Origin of the sequence: Ponticaulis koreensis DSM 19734, from assembly GCF_000420665.1 — a bacterium.
Lineage (GTDB): Bacteria > Pseudomonadota > Alphaproteobacteria > Caulobacterales > Hyphomonadaceae > Ponticaulis > Ponticaulis koreensis.
This window is the reverse complement of the sequence record NZ_ATVJ01000001.1, coordinates 2,249,809-2,266,865: the sequence shown is the minus strand read 5'-3', so window position 1 is coordinate 2,266,865 and position 17,057 is coordinate 2,249,809. Positions and strand designations below refer to the sequence as shown.

The window sequence follows — 17,057 nt, the reverse complement described above, 5'->3', positions numbered from 1 at the left end:
CCCGAAACCATCAATTTAAAAATTACCCTGACGTAATTTGACTCCACGTCGCACTTGCGCGACATGTGTCGCACACCGCAAATGAGTCGCACTATGAAACCCACAGATACTGAGCTCACACTGCTCCGCCCGCTCTGGCAATCTCGCCGCCTGAGCGCGCGTGAAATTCACGACGCAACAGAGGCAAGCACTGGTTGGTCATTCTCATCCACGCGCAAGACGCTGGACCGGATGGTGGATAAGGAGCTGATCGCCATCGAGATGGTGCATGGCATCAAAACCTTCATCCCAACGACGCCTAAACTTTCCGTTCTGGCGAGCCTGATAGGTGACTTTTCGAAGAATATTCTCGGCTCGGACCAGCCTCTACCTGCTGCGGCCTTTGTCGGTAGCTCCCTCATCTCGGAAGACGAAATCGACGAACTTGAAGACCTGCTGAAAGACCTGAACGAGAAGGATACGCAGTGATGACGACGATACCCGCTCTCGTTCTTGTCTGCGCCATCATTCCATTTGCATGGTCGGGTCTACTTGCAACTCTGCGGAGCTTCATTCCTGCAACATGGCGCTCTGAAAACTTCGAAAAGACGGTTCTCTTTTCAATGATCATTGCGCCTGTTCTGGGGTTTGCCGCACTGAAGCTCGCGCCAACACTCGCCATGTCGCAATTGCCGCTTCCGGAACTCGCTTATTACTTCGGGGGCAATCAGGAGGTCTTGCCAAGCGCAACTGTAAGAGAAAGCGTCCACCTGAACATCGGGCCGCTCATCGCGCCCGCTCTGGGTTTGCTTTACCTGTGCGGTTTTTTCTGGAACGCCTTGAAGCTTGGGCAGCGTATTGCGCAAATGCGGACGGTCGAACGACGCAGTGTGCCGCATGAAAGCGTATTTCTTTCTGACGCTCCGATTTCGGCGATCACAACAGTGAGCGGCAAAATCATCATCTCCGAAGCGCTCTTCCGCGGCCTTTCCAAGCCACAGATCGACATGATCATCGCGCATGAAGCCGCTCACCACAGCCGACAGGACGCCGTCTGGTTTCTCTGCCTCTCGATGATCGATTGTCTGTTCTGGTTCAATCCATTCGTTCGTCATCAGACAGAACGCTGCCGCCACGCCGCAGAACTCGCATGTGACGCCGACGTCACACGCACCTCCATGCCCAGCGCTTATGCAGAAACTCTTCTCATTGCGCTGAAGCATTCCGCCGGAAACGCACTGCCATGCGCTCCGGCGGTCTTCTCACAAGGACCTAAAGGAGATTACCGAATGAGAATTACCCGAATAATGCAGCCCGGACCGTCAACTGGCAAGACACTCCCGCGCGTTGCGGCCTTAGCATCCGCGTTGATGCTTCTGCCCCTCGCGGGCGTACAGCTTGCGCTCGCGGATGATACGTCCTCTGCACCATTCGAACTCGCATTCCTGCCGACCGAAGGCCGCCTCACGTCCAGCTTCGGGCCGCGGGTTCATCCGATCACGCGTGAAGCCGCCTTCCACCGCGGCATGGATATTGGCGCGGCAACAGGCACGCCCGTGCGCGCTCCGGCTGCCGGCACCGTCGTCTCGGCAGAAGCTCAGGGCGCTTATGGGCTGATGGTAACCATCGACCATGGCAATGGCATTCGGACACGCTATGCCCAGCTGCACACGACAAGCGTATCAGCGGGTGACCGCGTCAGCGTTGGTGCTTCAATCGGTACGGTTGGCGCGAGCGGTCAGGCGACAGGCCCTCACCTCCATTTTGAGGTCTGGAATGGCAATGAAGCGTTGAACCCGAGCGACTATCTGGCGCGCTAATGAAAAAAGGCTCTGCCAGTGCGGCAGAGCCTTTTTTTTCAAAGGTGATAGATCTCGACTTACTGCCCGCCACCGAAACGCTTAGTCCATTCAGCAACCTGAGCATCTTCAATCTTGGAGAAAAGTACGTCAGGCGGTGAGATTTTCATGCCATGCGGGAGCGCATCCAGCAGGTTATCATCGTCAGGATTTGGCATTTTGCGGTTCTCTTCCGGAATGCCCAGAGCATCGAGAATTTTAGCAGCCGCTGTCGGAATAAACGGCTGAGCCAGAATGCCAAAGAGCGCTACAAGATTGAGGCCTGTGCGGACGCCCACAGCAGCCGCATCAACGTCATTCTTGTATTTCACCCAAGGCTCAGCGCGCGTGAGATACTCATTTCCCGCCGCCCAGATGGCACGCGTTTCTGCAGCAGCTTTACGGAACTCCATCTCCTCATAATGCTGCATAAGCGTTTTGAGGCGGGTTTTGAGCTCAGCTTCCATCCACGCTTCATCCTCGCCCGGGGTGCCAGCGGCGGGCAGCTGACCATCGAACTTGGATTTGCAGTATTTGGTGATGCGGTTCACGAAGTTACCCAGCACGTTCGCGAGGTCAGAGTTCACCGCTGCCTGGAAGCCTTCCCAAGTGAAGGCCGCATCAGAGCCTTCCGGTGCATTGGCCATCAGATACCAGCGCCAGTAATCTACCGGCAGAAGCTCCAGCGCCTGATCCATGAAAACACCGCGGTTCATAGAGGTTGAGAACTTACCACCATACCATGTGACCCAGTTGAACGCCTTAAGGCGGTCTACCAGCTTCCACGGTTCGCGTGAGCCGATCATTGTGACAGGGAAGCTAACCGTGTGGAACGCGACGTTGTCCTTGCCCATGAACTGGACATAGGTCACGTCGTCAGCGCCTTTGTCAGTACGCCACCAGCGCTCCCACTCTTCAGGCTTTCCAAGTTTTTCAGAATATTCCTGCGTCGCGCCGATATATTCGATCGGTGCATCGAACCAGACATAGAAGACCTTGTCCTCGAAGCCTTCACGCACCTTACCTTCGTAAGCGACCGGAATACCCCAGGAGAGGTCACGCGTAATCGCCCGGTCCTGCAGACCTTCATCCAGCCACTTCAAAGCGATAGATTTCGCCAGTTGCGGCCACTCGGTGGACGCTTCTACCCACTCACGAATATCATCCTGCATTTTAGACTGCAGGAGGTAGAGATGGGTCGTGTCGCGGATCTCGATGTTTGTAGAGCCGGATACGGCAGAATACGGGTTCTTGAGTTCAACCGGATCAAGCAAACGTCCGCAATTGTCACACTGGTCGCCGCGCGCTTTTTCAAAATCGCAATGCGGGCACGTGCCTTCAACATAACGGTCGGGGAGGAAGCGGCCGTCATCGATGGAATAGACCTGTTTCTCTGTGCGCTCTTCCAGAAGGCCACGCTCTTCAAGTACATGTGCAAAGTGCTGTGTCAGCGCAGCGTTCTGAGCCGAAGACGAACGACCGAAATGGTCATAGCTCAGCGTAAAACCTTCGCCCGCCGCACGCTGAATTTCATGCTGTTCATCACAGTAAGCCTGAACCGGCACACCGTCTTTCTGCGCAGCCAGTTCCGCAGGCGTGCCATGCTCATCCGTCGCACAGATATATAGAACTTCATGGCCCTGAAGGCGCTTGAAACGCGCATAGACGTCAGCTGGCAGCATTGAACCAGCAAGGTTGCCGAGGTGCTTGATGCCATTGATGTAAGGAAGCGCGGAAGTGATGAGGATGCGTGCCATGTGCCCGTCTGATTTCTTATCTTACGTGGAGACGCAGGAGGCCCTGAGTCGTCAAAGGCTCTCTTTAACGCGCAAGTGCGCCATAGGAAACGGCTAAAGCATAGAAATGTCGGCAGTGCGCTCGGCATGTTGTAGCCTTACACTTGTCACAATTCTGGGCTTTTCTCCCGCTCGATCAAAAAGGCTGAAGCCTATGAAGTGGGGAAACACCTATGATGAAACTGAACGCAATATTTTTCGCAGCGTGTATGCTCTCGCTCGCGGGCTGCGGAGGATCCGAACCTGATAGAGACGTCCGTGCACTTGAACGAATTTCGCCTGCCCCGCCGTCATCCTATGCTGTCACGGAAGATAGCGCGCTCGATTCATCTGCATCCCCGTCATCAGGTAGCGTCAGCTCTACAGACAGCGTGCCTCAGCGCGCCGGTCGCTTCCTAGCCTATACTCACAACCGCACGATCAGCGTCCCAACGGACCGTCTTCGTGACCTACTCGAAACCCACATGACGCAATGCGAGGACGCCGGACCTGAAAACTGTCTCGTCACCAGCTCAAACGTGTATGGCCTTGAAACGGACTATGCGTCAGGAAACCTCGCGTTAAAGGCGTCGCCGGAATGGGCAATTCCGTTTCTTGAGGGCCTGCCGGAAAGCCTCGGTGAATTTAGTTCCAGCGTCTACGCCTCAAGTACATCGACGGTCGATCTGACTGCGCAGATCATTGATACGGATGCACGTCTGGCGGCACAAACCACGCTACGTGATCGGCTGCAGCAATTGTTGGAAAGCCGTGAAGGCGATCTTGGAGAACTGCTCTCCGTCGAACGGGAACTTGCGCGCGTTCAATCCGAACTCGACAGCTACGAGTCTCAACTCGCTAACCTCCGCCAGCGCGTTTCCATGTCCGATATCAACCTCTCCTACGAGGCGCGCGTGTCGCCGACCTCTCAATCTGTCTGGCGGCCCGTCACCGAAGCGTTCGGAGATTTCTTCCGGAATGTCGCATTTGCTCTTAGCTCCATCGTGACCATTCTGGCTTTTGTTCTGCCGTGGCTGCCTGTGATTGTCGGTCTGATCTGGCTCTTCATGTTCCTTTTCCGCAAAGCCTTCCGGAAGAAAAAGACACCAGAAGCACCTGCCACAACTGAAAAGGGCGACGCCTGAGCGCCGCCCCTGACCAAAATGAACACTGAGAGCGCTTAAGGGTAAGCGCTCTCGCCATGCGTGTTTGTATCAAGCCCCTGATCTTCAGTCTGCTCATCCACGCGAAGGCTGCCCGTAAGTTTCACAACAAATAGAATTGCGAAGCTGGCAATGGCAGACCAGACGCACACGGCCACAACACCGGTCGCCTGCGCCATGAACGCACCCATGACGCTATCTTCGCCGAGACCCGGCGCAAGCGGCCCGAGCGCGGCAACAAACGGAATAATCAGAGTGCCAAGAATGCCGCCCACACCATGGACCGCGAACACATCGAGGCTGTCATCGAATTTGAGACGATTGCGGATCAGCACGACCGCGTAATAGCAGATGATCGCCGCGAGGAAGCCGATGATCAGAGCTCCAGCTGGTCCAACTGATCCTGCTGCTGGCGTGATGGTCGCAAGACCGGCAACCATACCTGTACAAATGCCGACGAGCGTCGGTTTACGGAACTGGATCCACTCAATCATCATCCAGACGAGCGACGCTGTGGCTGCGGAGATATGCGTCACAAGCATGGCTTGTGCGGCGCCGCCATTCGCACCGAGCGCCGAGCCAGCATTGAAGCCGAACCAGCCGACCCAGAGCATAGACGAGCCAATCATCACCAGAACAGGTGCGTGCGGTGGATGCATGTCATGACCGAAGCTCTTACGCTTTCCGAGCATCGCAACGAACACGAGAGATGAGATGCCGGCTGTGGCGTGAACGACAAGGCCGCCAGCAAAATCACGAACGCCCATGTCCGCAAGCCAGCCGCCGCCCCAAACCCAGTGACATACTGGTGCATAAACAACGAGAATCCAGATTGCAGAGAATTTCAGCACCGCATCGAAGCGGACGCGCTCAACAAAGCTGCCCACAATCAGCGCAGGCGTGATGATCGCAAACGTCATCTGGAACATAAAGAAGAGCGGTTCCGGTATCGTACCCGTCATGCTCTCGCCCGTGACACCGCTCAGCATGGCGCGGGAGAGACCACCCCACCACTGCCCTGCTCCATCGGTTGCGCCATTGCCATCTCCGAACGCGATGGAGTAACCGACGACAAGCCAGATCACGGACATGAGACAGGCGATCGCAAAGCAGTGCATCAGAACCGAGAGCACGTTGATTGATCGCACAAGGCCACCATAAAATAGCGCAAGGCCTGGCAGCGTCATTAAGAGCACTAGAGCTGTTGAAGTAAGTATCCAGGCCGTGTCGCCTGTATCGGCATAAGCAGCGCCTGAGAATGCCGTGATGACGCCAAACGCCAACACGGCTCGCACTGCATGACGCAGCGCAAGTCCGAAACGACCCATCGTTGAGCCTCCCCAATATATCCGGGCCCGCCATTGAACCCGTTTTCGTTTTTCAGGGTGACATCGGTACGATACAGAATTGCGCGCACGCAAGCTCGTTGAGCCCCGCGCGGCAAAAATTTTCGTTTAGGCTGGCATTTTCCCCCGACACTTGCGTCTGCAGGAATATCAAACGGTCGGCGGCACCGGAATAAATCGGAGGTCGACCTTGCGGCGCATAATCAATGGCTCACCAGTATCGGAAACAGCGCCTTCCTGCCCGCGTGCGCTCATCTGGATCGTATTTGCGACAACGCCGTGCTCCTCCAGATAGGCCATCGCGTGCTCGGCGCGTTGTTCAGACAGATGATAATTGAAGTCCGCCTGACCTAATGAATCACTGAAACCAACGACTTCGATCTGGGCGAGTTCGCAATGCTCTACACGGCTGACGGCTTGCTTCAGCAAGTCCTCAGCAAATTCGTTCAGCTCGTACTGGGAGGGAGCGAAGTAAACTGAAACCTCTACAGGTGCGCACGCCTTCTCCATGTCTTCACGGATAGATTGTTCCGCGAGACTATGTACTCCGAAGGTGGATGCTGCGATGGCCGCAGCGACTGTAAGTAAGCGTGCTGTCTGTTTCATTATTGCCTCCAACCCATTGGGCCGTACAGAATTAATGAATGAACAACCCGATTGTTCCGAGGCGCAAATGTGGCAATCTTGGGATAGTTATAAACAGCTGAATCGGCTCCAGAAAAAATTTCTGAAAAACAGTTGTCAGAAGCACTTGCCAGACCCGATCAAACTCGGTAAGACGCGCGCTCTTTACCAGTGCCGGCTTAGCTCAGTTGGTAGAGCAGTTGATTTGTAATCATAAGCTCTATGCGCTAAGCGGCTGTATTGTAAGGATAAAAAACTAAGAAACTGTGTAAGTGTGTAAGCTTTTGTGTAAGTTTTATCCACAAAAACATAATTTCTTGATTTAAGGCTCCTTGTTCGCTAAAGGTGCCGCTTTGGTAAAATGCCGCTATAGCTCAGTTGGTAGAGCAGTTGATTTGTAATCATAAGCTCTATGCTACAAATAACTGAATTATAAGGCATTTTAGAAGAGAAAACGTGTAACTGTGTAAGTTTTTGTGTAAGTTTTATCCACAAAAATTTATTTCTTGATTTACGAAAGCGGGTTCGCTAGTTCTGCGCTTTCAAGATGTGCCGCTATAGCTCAGTTGGTAGAGCAGTTGATTTGTAATCATCAGGTCCCGAGTTCGAATCTTGGTGGCGGCACCACTTTCCCCCTTGAAAAACATAGATATTTTTACTCTCTACAAAATAGTCGCAACATCCATTTGGCCGGTTTGTGTAACAAATATCCTTACACAGTCGGTATTTTCCATGGAAAATGACCCGCAACCGAGCGGCTGCGGGCCAGGATGTATCAAGCAGTATCTGCCAAGGATGCTGATTGTTGTTTCTGACGCTCGATTTCGTCGTATGCGGCTTGAGAGAGCCTCGCCAAGCGTAGCAGCTCTGAGCCTGAGAAACTGAAAGCTTCACGCCACTCGTCATTCTTGAGATAGCTCCGGGAAAAGGTCACAGAGTAATGGTCTTTTCCATTCTCAGTTTGGTTCTTCCAGATGGTCGCTGAGATAAGTCCATCTTTGAGTTTGGTGATTGGTTGATTGGACATGTTATTTTCCTTTCTGTTTGGCCGGTGAATTCCGAACCTTGAAAGGCGAATTGGTTGGACACTCTGACGGCGTCATTGGCCACACGGGTGCAACGCACCGGAGCGGGCCGCCTATTGACGAGTTCACGACCGGATGAGGCTCCAGCCAGCATTTCTGAAGGTGGTGGATTCGAACGGCCAACGTGAGGAAGCCTGTCGATCATGCTCGTCACGAACCAACAGTCGCGTTGGCACGACCATTTCCCGGAATAGATTGTAGTGTATTATTGCTTTTTTATATACACTCAATGTATACTGCCAGCTTGCTCAGAGATCAGTCGCAAGAATGCTCTCGCGCTATCAGTAATGTGGACGACGGTATGCCCAACTCTCAACCTCAACAGATCGTAGCGTGTGTCGTCTATACTGACAGAATGATTGAGGCCTCAGCTGCACAGGTCATTCATAACAGCAAAAAGATCGATCACATTGAACTTGGCTGGTCGGGAGATGACTGCACCAGACTTTACCGAAAGACATTCCCAATACCTCCGAAGCAGGATGAACTGGTCGAAGCGTTGCGCGAGGCGATGTCCGAAATTTGCAAGAAGAGACCAGAAAGCCTCGTTCTTGCCAGTCCGTCGCCACTCAAATCTACCGCGCCTAGCGAGCGCGGGTTTGACAGCTCAGGTTACGGGGTAACCGAAGCGTCCGGGCTTTATCCAGCGTGGTCAGGGCTGGATCTGTACGCATTGGCTTGTGACGCATGCGCTTCAATTATCGACCCTATGGACATTCATGTTCAGCTTGATGTCGCTCTCGCATCACTTGGCGAGTATCACTGGAGACTCAATCACAAAGAGCTCACTTCCGAAACCACTCGACAAAAGCAAAAGCTCTATGCAGCGCGGGTGGGAAGAAGTGTCGACCAAGTCATTTTCGACGAACATTCAGTCAGTTACGTGAAGCTTTCAAGCGATATCAACGCCGCCCTTACACAGCAAGGGGTACTCTTTGAGGGGAAAGGAAACCCCTACCTATCCATGCTGCATCCCCATAGATGTAATATCATCGACCATGGCTTTAATGACGACTTCGAAGGCGATTGCTCGCTTCACAATGACTGCTTCGGCGGAATGTTAACGCAGCGCGCCCTTAAACGCCGCGTCGAAATTTATCGCTCAGATGGCTTGTCCATGAACAAGATCGCACTCCGCAAGGCTTTAGTCATCGTTGAATACGCAGTCCAGCTATGCGAGATTCTGGTTGCCGCGCACAGACCATCACTGATCGTGCTGGACGGGCGCGTCGTAAATGACAGAGACAGCGAAATGGGGCCAGACGGCCTTCTCATCTCTGCAATAAATGATCAACTCTACGAACGCCTCGCTGTTATCGATGTGGATGGAAATGTCAGCCTCAAACCGAGCTATATTCAGCACAACTTCGATGAAGGCTTCCGTTTTGTTCAGGCCGCAAGCTGTCCCAACCCTTTGACATATGGCGCCCTGGCTCACGCGGCGAACATCATTGCTGCCGCAGGCAAGATAGTGAATCTCGGGAAACGCTCGGGCAAACAAAGTATGGAATGAAGATATGCAGCCCTCCAGTTCAAAGTCAAAGCAAGCAAGAACTCAACCTCGCGGACTCGAACAGAGGCCCGGTCACCTAACGAAAGAAGAGCCCTCTGAACTGCTCTCGAAGAAAATCGAGTATCTGAAGGCAGGCGGCACTAATGGAACGCATTTGTCCTCGGCGCTGTCCACATTCGTGAGATTAAAAAGAAGTGGAACGCTATCAGAAGATAAAGTACAATCTCTGAAGAATAATTTTAATAGTATAGAACGGCGTATTAAGGAATTACCACACAAACCAAGCAAACTTGTTTCCACTGAAGATGCCACTTCGGTTCCACTGTACTGCAGAGAAGCGGCTAAACAGCGAGTAGATGTGCTTGCCGAGTATCTTTATCTAACTGAGCGATATAACGAAAACTTGATTGCACAGATTCCCAAATTCCCGGGAGTGCGCGCCGGATACGACCCGATCGACTGGTATAACGAACACTATAAGCAGCTAGCCGACGAAAAAGTTTTCTTCGGCGACCAAGTCCAAAAGCACGATAATAGCTTTTTCGTTGCAATCATGCGTAGAAACGACAACGTCTACCAAGGCTTCTTCCCTACGAAATCAGAATGCTTGAAGAAACAGCAAGACCTGCTTGATAAGGTCACAGCTCCCGTACCCCAGCAAGAACAGGGCAGATATTGACGAAATGTACGTCTTAATATATTTTAACCCTACATCCGCAAAAGCGGGTTGTTGACAGAGCGGTTCCTCAATCGAATTCGACCGCGAAAAAGTGCGCCGCTCCGCCAACGCAACAGCTCGGAAGCCGCGATAGCAGGATAAACCATTCGTGCCTGCTTGCCAAAGGGTTTCCGATGCAAATCGGAGAACTCGAATGCCCAACTTCATACTCAAAACCGTAACAGCAGCTGCCTTCACGGCCGCCACAATCATTCCCCACGCACACGCAGAGACGAGGGAAGAGTGCAGAATCAACGTTCAGGAAAACGCACGCCTTACAAACGCAGTCACCGTCGGGGGTGGCCTTGGCACGTTTGCCGGAGTCGTGGGGTGTAGCTATTTGGTCTCGATCGCCTGGATCGATGCGGGGGCCTCATACCTTGCCTGTACGTTGGCAGCCGCTGCCGTGAGCACAGGAGTCACCGTGAGCTCAGAAAGCGAGAAAGTCGCTGCTGAGCTTCATGAATGCGAACGCCTGCCATCGCGCGATGAGACGACCACACTTGCCGCAAGGTGAGACGCGACTCCCGCATGGCTAGCCACGCTAGCGGCCAATGAGGCACTAAAAGCCGCAAAGTGCCGCCCCGTAGATCGCACCCTACAATGGCTTCGCAGGACTCCTGCGAAGCCGAATTTTTTACTCATCACCAATCAGAACAGCTCGCCTTGCGCGGCCTTCTGTTGCCCTTCGCGCCATTCTGGGCGCTTTGCCACGTGCTCGAGCCATGCAAGGACATATTCGCATACGGTCAGCCCCGTGGCCTCCACGGTCCCCACCGGTACGAAATGCGAGCGATAGCCCGTTTCTGTAACGGGAAGCAGCGCGCGGACAGGCTTCAGCGTTTCCAGTTCAATGTGGGATGTAATTCCCCATTGTTCGGGGTTATAGCGAACCTGAATGGTGATGCCTTCCCATTCTATGATATGTGTTTCTGAAGCCATCTCAGCGGCTCCAGAACACGTGGATTTCGTCAAATGCAGCTTCGATGGTGAAGACGTCATTCACCGCCATATCGCGCCCCATTCGCTCGTAATCGATATAGTATTGCAGAGCGTCCGGAATGAGTGTGGTTTGTTCTGTGATGTCTTCAGCAAAGTCGGCGAGTGATTTGTAGCTACCGGCATATTGGTCATCTAACGCTTTGCGGGCTTCTTCCAGATCCCCGCCGAAGTGTTCGGCCAGCATGGCACCCATGCGGCCATGCTCTTCAATGAATTCGGCTTTCTCGCAGACACTCTCCAGCCCCTCATACTCTGAAAGGCTCAGGCCCTCAAAACCTTCATAGTCGTGGAGCGCCCACTCCTCAGCGTCCGGCATGGGAGAGGTTTTAAGCATCTCGTTGATTTCGTCCTGAATGGCATCTGCTCCGATAAGAGCATCAATCCAGCGGCCATGCAGAGAGCCGTTATTATAGGCGGCGAGGCACGCCATATAGATTCTGATTTCTCCCTGATTGTTCATAAAAACCTCCGTAGGGTCTGGGTTGCACATGCAAACCTGCCCCTTGGCGAAAGCGGGGTGTGTAAACGGAGGGAAAAATCGATTCAGAGTGGTGCGGGCGCACACGCAGCGCGTGGAGCCTCGGTCAGTGTCTATTTTTCTTGAAGTGCGCTGAGGGGAGACCCCTAAGCCTTAACGCAAGGGATCGAAGCCGTATGGCCGAGACAGGTGCAGCCAGGCTCGGTTTACGAGAGCCCGGCCTGCAAGGGCGCGATCAAAAACAGCTTATTATCTAACATGAGTGACATCTGGAAAATATGGAGATATGCGATCTAGCTCCGCATGATCATTCATTAATCTGACGCAAACTAAGTTTTTTTTCGTCCGAGAAGCGGCCACGTATAAGAGCTTCCTCGAAGCAATATCCCTTTTCTTAGATGGAAACTCATCCGTAAAACAATTCACAAAATCATATTCTGTCGTCCATCCGTACTCGTCTATTACGAGCAGCACGTTCTCGATCCCGGTCCCTTTCGTTTTATGCATCGTGGCGAAGCCGCCGTCATTTTCCTCATAATCATAGAATGACAAAACCTCACCGAAGCGAAGCTCGTCTGAAAACAAATCGTTGAAGAATTTCTTTTGCTTGAGCTCATTGGCTCGGTCATCGTATTCGGCCTCAATTAAATCCGCATCCAGGTTCTCTTTCGGCGCAGCCTTAATTTCATTAAGCATCTGTGGTTTAGTTCGGTGGCCGCTGGTATGTAGTGCTTCAAAAGCCTCGAATACGGGGTCGTCCTTAAGACGTGCGAACAGCTCGTCACGGCGCGTCAAGAAAGCTGCGTGGCTTTCTGAAACTTTGATCAGCCCAGCTTCCGCTGCAAATTCCACTGCTTTGTACGCGGAAAGGTCCTTGGCAAAGAATGCACGTAGTATCTCATCCAGCTTGGATTTGTCAGATACCGATGAAATCGAAAATCCCCGCTTGCGAAGTCCTGTGATCAACCGATTGTATGCACGCCTGTCCCCAGGTAGACTCTGATGCAATGTTGTCAAATTGACTATTTCATCAAACTGCAATCTGTCGAGTGTTTTGCGCATTCGATCTCGGGGCTCAGAGTACCGATCATCGAATATCTGATAGAGCCGCCCAAAACCTACATCTTTAGCAATCGATTTGTTCGTTAGCTTTAGCTGAACATAGCTCGGATAGTCTTGGCTCACTCTTCCAACCAGCGCATCGAGCGCTTCACGAAACAACGCGGCATTGGTAGTTTTATCTTGAGCCTCATTGCCCGTATCGATTTTTTCTGAAGCGAAATCATAAAGCAGTGTTACACTGCCCTCTCGGCTCTCAAAGGTTTCAACCGTCCCGTCGTCGAGCGCTTTTAGTGCTACCTCTTGATTTAGTCCGTCTGTGCGAAACTGATTGGAGAAGATTATGACCTGTGGAGAGCATCGGTAATTGTCCTGCTTCTCCACAAGAACTACTTCTTGAGCATCGATGTGCTCTTGAGCACTTCCTATGCCGTCTGAGTAAATTGCCTGCTCGGAATCTCCAAACAATCCAATGATTGTTCGTGATGGCTTGGGTAAGCAGCGGAGCAAAACGCGAATAACATTCGCGTTCGTATCCTGATACTCATCAATGAAGATGCAATCATATCGATCCGAAACAATTTTTCCCAATACCGGGAACTCATCGAACATCCCGCAAGCTATGGCAATTAAGCCATCATGCCCGAATGATGGCTCGTTAAAATTGTCAAATTTCGTTTCGTTGTAGAAGAACTCATCGGGTTTCCGGGTTGCCAGTTTTGCGCGGATTTCTTGGTTCACCTCAGCAATCAATTTGTTCATCTGCACGACATAAGCTTCCGGATCCTTATCGTAATCCCGCTTCCCTGTTACCTTCGGAGTTAATTCGCCCAGAACAATTTGGCGGCGGTTCTCCAATTTCTTATAGGCCTTCTTAAATCGCTCATGCTCCTCCTTCTTTCTGACCTTTTCATCTCCGTCATAGTGCTCGTCCCCTAACCCAACAAAAACAGGAAGCTCGAACAGGGCCGGAAAAACATGCTGAATGTTTCGCTTGTATGGCGAGATTACTCCGCCCAGAAATGAGTGGATGGTTGAGACCTTTATGTCAGCTGAAATACGCTCAGCGATCTCGTCGGCAGCTTTATTCGTATGCGTTATACATGCGATTTTGAGCTTCTGATCGACAGAGAGCACCTTTTGGACGACTCTTTTAAGGCTTTCGGTTTTACCGCTTCCCGCGCCGCCCTGAAGGAGAAAGTTCTCACCACCGAAAACGAGTTCGGCAATTCGATCTACCGGACTCAATTTTTGTGAATCCATTTCAGACCATCCATTATATATTCGGGAGTTTCCCATGTTTCGCCTTCAACCAACGCCGCATAAAGAACCGATCCAGCAAAATCAGATTTTTTACTTAAAACGCTTTCGGTGAGAGCGTAATAATCGCCTCCTTCAAATTCCTCAAATTTCTTGACGTTTTGGAGCCCCGCCAAAGCGTCTTTACTCTCCTTTATTTTCCCGAGTATTTTCTCAAAATTCTTTGCGATGAAAGCGTCTTCGAAGCTTCTTGCATGATAGCCGTTCTCTTCCATTTGGTAGGCAAGCTTGATCTGCCCGTCATCGGAAGCAGCCTCGCCGTTTAGTAGACGCTTGTGCCATTCTTGGTACTCGTCGCTTTTGTCTATCGCAGGAGCCGAAAGGAAGTGTTTGAGAGTCGCATTCGAGGTGTGGGTGGAGCCTTTCACCTTGTGGGCAGTGTAGCTCAGCCTGCCAGTTTCTGCACTCTGTTCAGCCTTGGTTGTGTCGATATCCGTAATGATTAAGGTACGGACACCGATGAACTCCAAGAATGGCGCAAACGCTCGCGCGTTTGCTCCAACCTCTAGCACCGAGATATTTTGAGAAGAAAGGCCACCGGTCTCGGCGACATCTTCGTTCACTTTATCGTGCATCTCAATAAACAGCGGGAGGAGCATGCGCTCAGTTGTACCTTCGATAAAAATTGCCTTATTCGCAAAAAACAGCTCTGCCGAATTGATGGTGAGATATTGCTTCAAGAATTTGAATAGTGCTTGGCCGTCTGTGCCAAGCTTATCGTATTCCTTGCTGAGATCAGTGTGAAAATTCTTGATAGAGACCGGGCCTGTGGCGGATGATCTGGATAGATAACGAATATTCTCGAAGTCAGACTTTGCTACGATATGAGAGGAGTGTGTGGTGATGAGAGCCTGCAGGCTGGGTATTGCCGATACCAGTCCGTGCATTTTGTCCGCAAACACATACTGCATCTGTGGGTGAGTATGAGCCTCAGGCTCCTCAATCAATAAGAGGTTCAACGGCGCATTTCGTCTTGAAAAGTCGTCGCGGCAAAGTTCGATTTGCAGAAGCAGATAAAGAATATTCAGATAGCCAAGCCCGCTATAGTGCTCTGGAAGAAAATTATCTGTGTCGCCGTAGATGACCTGCGACGAACTCTCGATAAGAGACTGCGACTGGATATTGGAGACCACTTTCAAGTCGCCAAGATCTAGGAAGTCGCGTGAATTTTTTAAGAAACTTCCAAAAACCTCTGCATACTGCTCACCCAGCTGTGTGTCGATATCAGCTAAAATCGATCTAAGCTTTTCTATGCTCCCGGCACCAGGCTTGTCTACGCTGGCGCCTTCTTCGCCCTCATCGTCAGCACCCGCCTCAATATCCCGCTTACGGAAGAACTTGGTTGATATGGCAGAAAGCGGCTTTGAACCGCGCCCGGCATCCTCTGAGCTTGCAACGCTTCTTCGGGCGTGGATGACTTGAAAATTTAGAAGCTTACGAAGGCTGGTGCGCTCCTTCTCCTCAAGCTGATCACGGTGAGACATGTAATACGCTTGGTCGCCGACATGGCCGAAATCATCAAAGGCATAAACTTTCACATCGAGGAATTTTCCTGAAAGATTGTTTTCGATGAACTTCTTGCGTTCTTTTTCGTCTGCCGGAAGACCGCGAAGGAGCTTTTTCTTATCAATCGTGCATTCGAAGAGAACGCTCGTATGTCGCCTGTCCGGATCAAGGTCCAGCATGAATTCGGAAAGAATACCGAGGTCGTCAGCTTCGGTATAAGCAATTCGAAGAACCAGCCTTATCGCAAGTTCCTCAACGTTCGTCTTGGCATCTATGCTGAAAATAGCTTTCCGCAGGCCGAGTGGGAAATCAGTGAAAGAAAATGTATCCGGTCGCTCGAGAAATTTTTCCAGCAATACTGCAAATGACGTTTTGCCTGTATTATTTCTTCCGACCAGCAAAGTTGTTTGTGGTCGCATATCAATGCAGCAATCCTGCAGTAACCGGAAATTCTGAATTTTGATTTGCTCAATATGCATACCTGCGTCTCATTATGATTATTTGTAGTCACACTTAAATTCACACAAGCACAATCGCCCGCAGCCGGCGGGACGAATCTGTTCTCATTTTCATGAAGGCAGCCCCGAATCAAAGCCGACAAGTCGACTTTTCCCGCACATCTGCACCTTAACCGGTTGGTTTGGAAAAGGGAACTTTTAGCGGGCAGGTTGTCCCCCAGTTTCTCTGAACTGGGGATAGAGACGGCCTAAGCCGCCTCCCTGTGGGATAGAAGCCAGTTTGCGGCCTCAGAAGCCTTGGCTGAAGCCGTGAAAATGGCGCGCTTGTCCTCTTTGAGGACTTTCAGCCAGCTTGCAATATAGCCCGCATGATCTTCGCGAGCTTCAGGCGTCAAGCCGAGGTCAGCACAGATGAAGGCTGAGCCGAGTTCAGCGATGAGTTCCTCCATGGCATAGCTTTCGGAGCCAAATCGGCCCGTGAGGTCACGATTAAGACGATGCGTTGCGCCGGACCAATGGGTGAGTTCATGGCATAGCGTGGCGTAGTACGCTTCGTCGGCGGCCATGGTCTGCGTACCCGTGAAGAGGTTTCGAGGTGGCATACAGATACGGTCTTCTGAAGGTGAGAAGTATGCCTGATCACCGGTCTCCGTGATGTTTGCACGTGTCGAAGCCACAAAGGCTTCCGCGACCGGAATTGGATCGAAGAGAGGCTCATTAGGGATAGGTTCTGACGGAGGTGGCTCATAGCCTTCAACCTGTGCCGCATTAAAGACCCAGCTCGCCCGTGCAAAGTGGCGAAGTTCGGGAGAGTCGTCACCTGATGTGTCGTCTCGGACAGTTTCGATGGTTTTATAGAATACGATGAGAGAGGCTTTTTCGCCTTTACGAACGGGGGTTCCACGATCACCCCATTGCTTGAATGTGCCCCAGATCGGGGTTTCGAACTCGCGTGCAAGCGCTTCGACCCAGAGGGACACGACGTTTATTCCGTTATAGGCGTCTCCAGAAACGACATTGATCGGGCGTCCGGTGCATCCACCCTTTCTGATCCAGGGACGCTGATACTCTGCTGCGCCGCTTTCGAGAACTTCAACGATGCGATTTGTGACAGCTGCGTAGACATCGAAGCGTGGTTTTGAAGTTTTAGACATGTCCGGGCTCCTTTCGCTGTTGTGAGGACGCGAAGGTAG

15 protein-coding genes and 1 tRNA gene are annotated in these 17,057 nt (G+C 51.8%); 7 read left to right on the top strand and 9 right to left on the bottom strand.

What is annotated here, in order from left to right; translation table 11 throughout:
* The first annotated feature begins 93 nt into the window (after window positions 1–93).
* Window positions 94–468 carry a BlaI/MecI/CopY family transcriptional regulator gene (locus tag G523_RS0111440; protein WP_022695204.1) on the top strand — a complete coding sequence of 125 codons (375 nt, stop codon included), beginning with the start codon at window positions 94–96 and terminating at the stop codon, window positions 466–468.
* Window positions 468–1,799, top strand: a complete 1,332-nt coding sequence (locus G523_RS20395) for a M23/M56 family metallopeptidase (RefSeq protein ID WP_022695203.1) — start codon at window positions 468–470, stop codon at window positions 1,797–1,799. Before G523_RS0111440 ends, G523_RS20395 begins: the two co-directional genes overlap by 1 nt.
* Before the next feature lie 59 nt (window positions 1,800–1,858).
* Here G523_RS20395 and metG read toward each other — a convergent pair whose 3' ends face one another.
* Window positions 1,859–3,574, bottom strand: coding sequence for a methionine--tRNA ligase (metG, locus tag G523_RS0111430; RefSeq protein WP_022695202.1), 1,716 nt, complete (start codon window positions 3,572–3,574; stop codon window positions 1,859–1,861).
* A 212-nt stretch (window positions 3,575–3,786) separates the two neighbouring features.
* Here metG and G523_RS0111425 point away from each other — a divergent pair, with 212 nt between their 5' ends.
* A complete protein-coding gene (locus G523_RS0111425) occupies window positions 3,787–4,737 on the top strand; it encodes a DUF4349 domain-containing protein (RefSeq protein ID WP_022695201.1) in 951 nt (316 codons plus the stop codon).
* A gap of 35 nt (window positions 4,738–4,772) precedes the next feature.
* On the opposite strand, the gene G523_RS0111420 is transcribed toward G523_RS0111425, so the two are convergent.
* Both G523_RS0111420 and G523_RS0111415 read right to left on the bottom strand, forming a co-directional pair.
* Entirely contained in the window at window positions 4,773–6,083 is a 1,311-nt protein-coding gene (locus G523_RS0111420) for an ammonium transporter (protein ID WP_022695200.1), read from the bottom strand.
* Between the two features lie 168 nt (window positions 6,084–6,251).
* Window positions 6,252–6,707, bottom strand: coding sequence for an OmpA family protein (locus tag G523_RS0111415; protein ID WP_022695199.1), 456 nt, complete (start codon window positions 6,705–6,707; stop codon window positions 6,252–6,254).
* 569 nt (window positions 6,708–7,276) lie between these two features.
* Between G523_RS0111415 and G523_RS0111410 the strand changes: the two genes are divergently transcribed.
* Window positions 7,277–7,352, top strand: a tRNA-Thr gene (locus G523_RS0111410).
* A gap of 148 nt (window positions 7,353–7,500) precedes the next feature.
* On the opposite strand, the gene G523_RS0111405 is transcribed toward G523_RS0111410, so the two are convergent.
* On the bottom strand, window positions 7,501–7,752 hold the full coding sequence (locus G523_RS0111405; RefSeq protein WP_022695198.1) for a hypothetical protein: 252 nt from the start codon (window positions 7,750–7,752) through the stop codon (window positions 7,501–7,503).
* Between the two features lie 359 nt (window positions 7,753–8,111).
* Between G523_RS0111405 and G523_RS0111400 the strand changes: the two genes are divergently transcribed.
* From G523_RS0111400 to G523_RS0111390, 3 genes are all read left to right on the top strand, one after another.
* Entirely contained in the window at window positions 8,112–9,323 is a 1,212-nt protein-coding gene (locus G523_RS0111400) for a hypothetical protein (RefSeq protein WP_022695197.1), read from the top strand.
* Window positions 9,324–9,327: 4 nt separating this feature from the next.
* Window positions 9,328–10,002 carry a hypothetical protein gene (locus tag G523_RS0111395; RefSeq protein ID WP_022695196.1) on the top strand — a complete coding sequence of 225 codons (675 nt, stop codon included), beginning with the start codon at window positions 9,328–9,330 and terminating at the stop codon, window positions 10,000–10,002.
* 193 nt (window positions 10,003–10,195) lie between these two features.
* A complete protein-coding gene (locus tag G523_RS0111390; protein WP_022695195.1) occupies window positions 10,196–10,558 on the top strand; it encodes a hypothetical protein in 363 nt (120 codons plus the stop codon).
* A gap of 134 nt (window positions 10,559–10,692) precedes the next feature.
* Here G523_RS0111390 and G523_RS0111385 read toward each other — a convergent pair whose 3' ends face one another.
* The 5 genes from G523_RS0111385 to G523_RS0111365 form a co-directional block, all read right to left on the bottom strand.
* Entirely contained in the window at window positions 10,693–10,983 is a 291-nt protein-coding gene (locus G523_RS0111385) for a hypothetical protein (protein WP_022695194.1), read from the bottom strand.
* Window position 10,984: 1 nt separating this feature from the next.
* Complete coding sequence (locus G523_RS0111380) at window positions 10,985–11,503, bottom strand: antirestriction protein ArdA (protein WP_022695193.1); 519 nt, start codon at window positions 11,501–11,503, stop codon at window positions 10,985–10,987.
* Between the two features lie 267 nt (window positions 11,504–11,770).
* Window positions 11,771–13,843, bottom strand: coding sequence for a UvrD-helicase domain-containing protein (locus G523_RS0111375; RefSeq protein ID WP_022695192.1), 2,073 nt, complete (start codon window positions 13,841–13,843; stop codon window positions 11,771–11,773).
* Window positions 13,825–15,885, bottom strand: coding sequence for an ATP-dependent nuclease (locus tag G523_RS0111370; protein WP_022695191.1), 2,061 nt, complete (start codon window positions 15,883–15,885; stop codon window positions 13,825–13,827). The genes G523_RS0111375 and G523_RS0111370 overlap by 19 nt, the downstream gene beginning before the upstream one ends.
* Window positions 15,886–16,112: 227 nt before the next feature.
* A complete protein-coding gene (locus G523_RS0111365; protein WP_022695190.1) occupies window positions 16,113–17,018 on the bottom strand; it encodes an ArdC family protein in 906 nt (301 codons plus the stop codon).
* Window positions 17,019–17,057: the final 39 nt, after the last annotated feature.

Bases quoted from the DNA above. Each gene is read 5' to 3' on its own strand.
- G523_RS0111440 (WP_022695204.1), top strand. From the start codon at position 94: ATGAAACCCACAGATACTGAGCTCACACTGCTCCGCCCGCTCTGGCAA.
- G523_RS20395 (WP_022695203.1), top strand. From the start codon at position 468: ATGACGACGATACCCGCTCTCGTTCTTGTCTGCGCCATCATTCCATTT.
- metG (WP_022695202.1), bottom strand. From the start codon at position 3,574: ATGGCACGCATCCTCATCACTTCCGCGCTTCCTTACATCAATGGCATC.
- G523_RS0111425 (WP_022695201.1), top strand. From the start codon at position 3,787: ATGATGAAACTGAACGCAATATTTTTCGCAGCGTGTATGCTCTCGCTC.
- G523_RS0111420 (WP_022695200.1), bottom strand. From the start codon at position 6,083: ATGGGTCGTTTCGGACTTGCGCTGCGTCATGCAGTGCGAGCCGTGTTG.
- G523_RS0111415 (WP_022695199.1), bottom strand. From the start codon at position 6,707: ATGAAACAGACAGCACGCTTACTTACAGTCGCTGCGGCCATCGCAGCA.
- G523_RS0111405 (WP_022695198.1), bottom strand. From the start codon at position 7,752: ATGTCCAATCAACCAATCACCAAACTCAAAGATGGACTTATCTCAGCG.
- G523_RS0111400 (WP_022695197.1), top strand. From the start codon at position 8,112: ATGCCCAACTCTCAACCTCAACAGATCGTAGCGTGTGTCGTCTATACT.
- G523_RS0111395 (WP_022695196.1), top strand. From the start codon at position 9,328: ATGCAGCCCTCCAGTTCAAAGTCAAAGCAAGCAAGAACTCAACCTCGC.
- G523_RS0111390 (WP_022695195.1), top strand. From the start codon at position 10,196: ATGCCCAACTTCATACTCAAAACCGTAACAGCAGCTGCCTTCACGGCC.
- G523_RS0111385 (WP_022695194.1), bottom strand. From the start codon at position 10,983: ATGGCTTCAGAAACACATATCATAGAATGGGAAGGCATCACCATTCAG.
- G523_RS0111380 (WP_022695193.1), bottom strand. From the start codon at position 11,503: ATGAACAATCAGGGAGAAATCAGAATCTATATGGCGTGCCTCGCCGCC.
- G523_RS0111375 (WP_022695192.1), bottom strand. From the start codon at position 13,843: ATGGATTCACAAAAATTGAGTCCGGTAGATCGAATTGCCGAACTCGTT.
- G523_RS0111370 (WP_022695191.1), bottom strand. From the start codon at position 15,885: ATGCATATTGAGCAAATCAAAATTCAGAATTTCCGGTTACTGCAGGAT.
- G523_RS0111365 (WP_022695190.1), bottom strand. From the start codon at position 17,018: ATGTCTAAAACTTCAAAACCACGCTTCGATGTCTACGCAGCTGTCACA.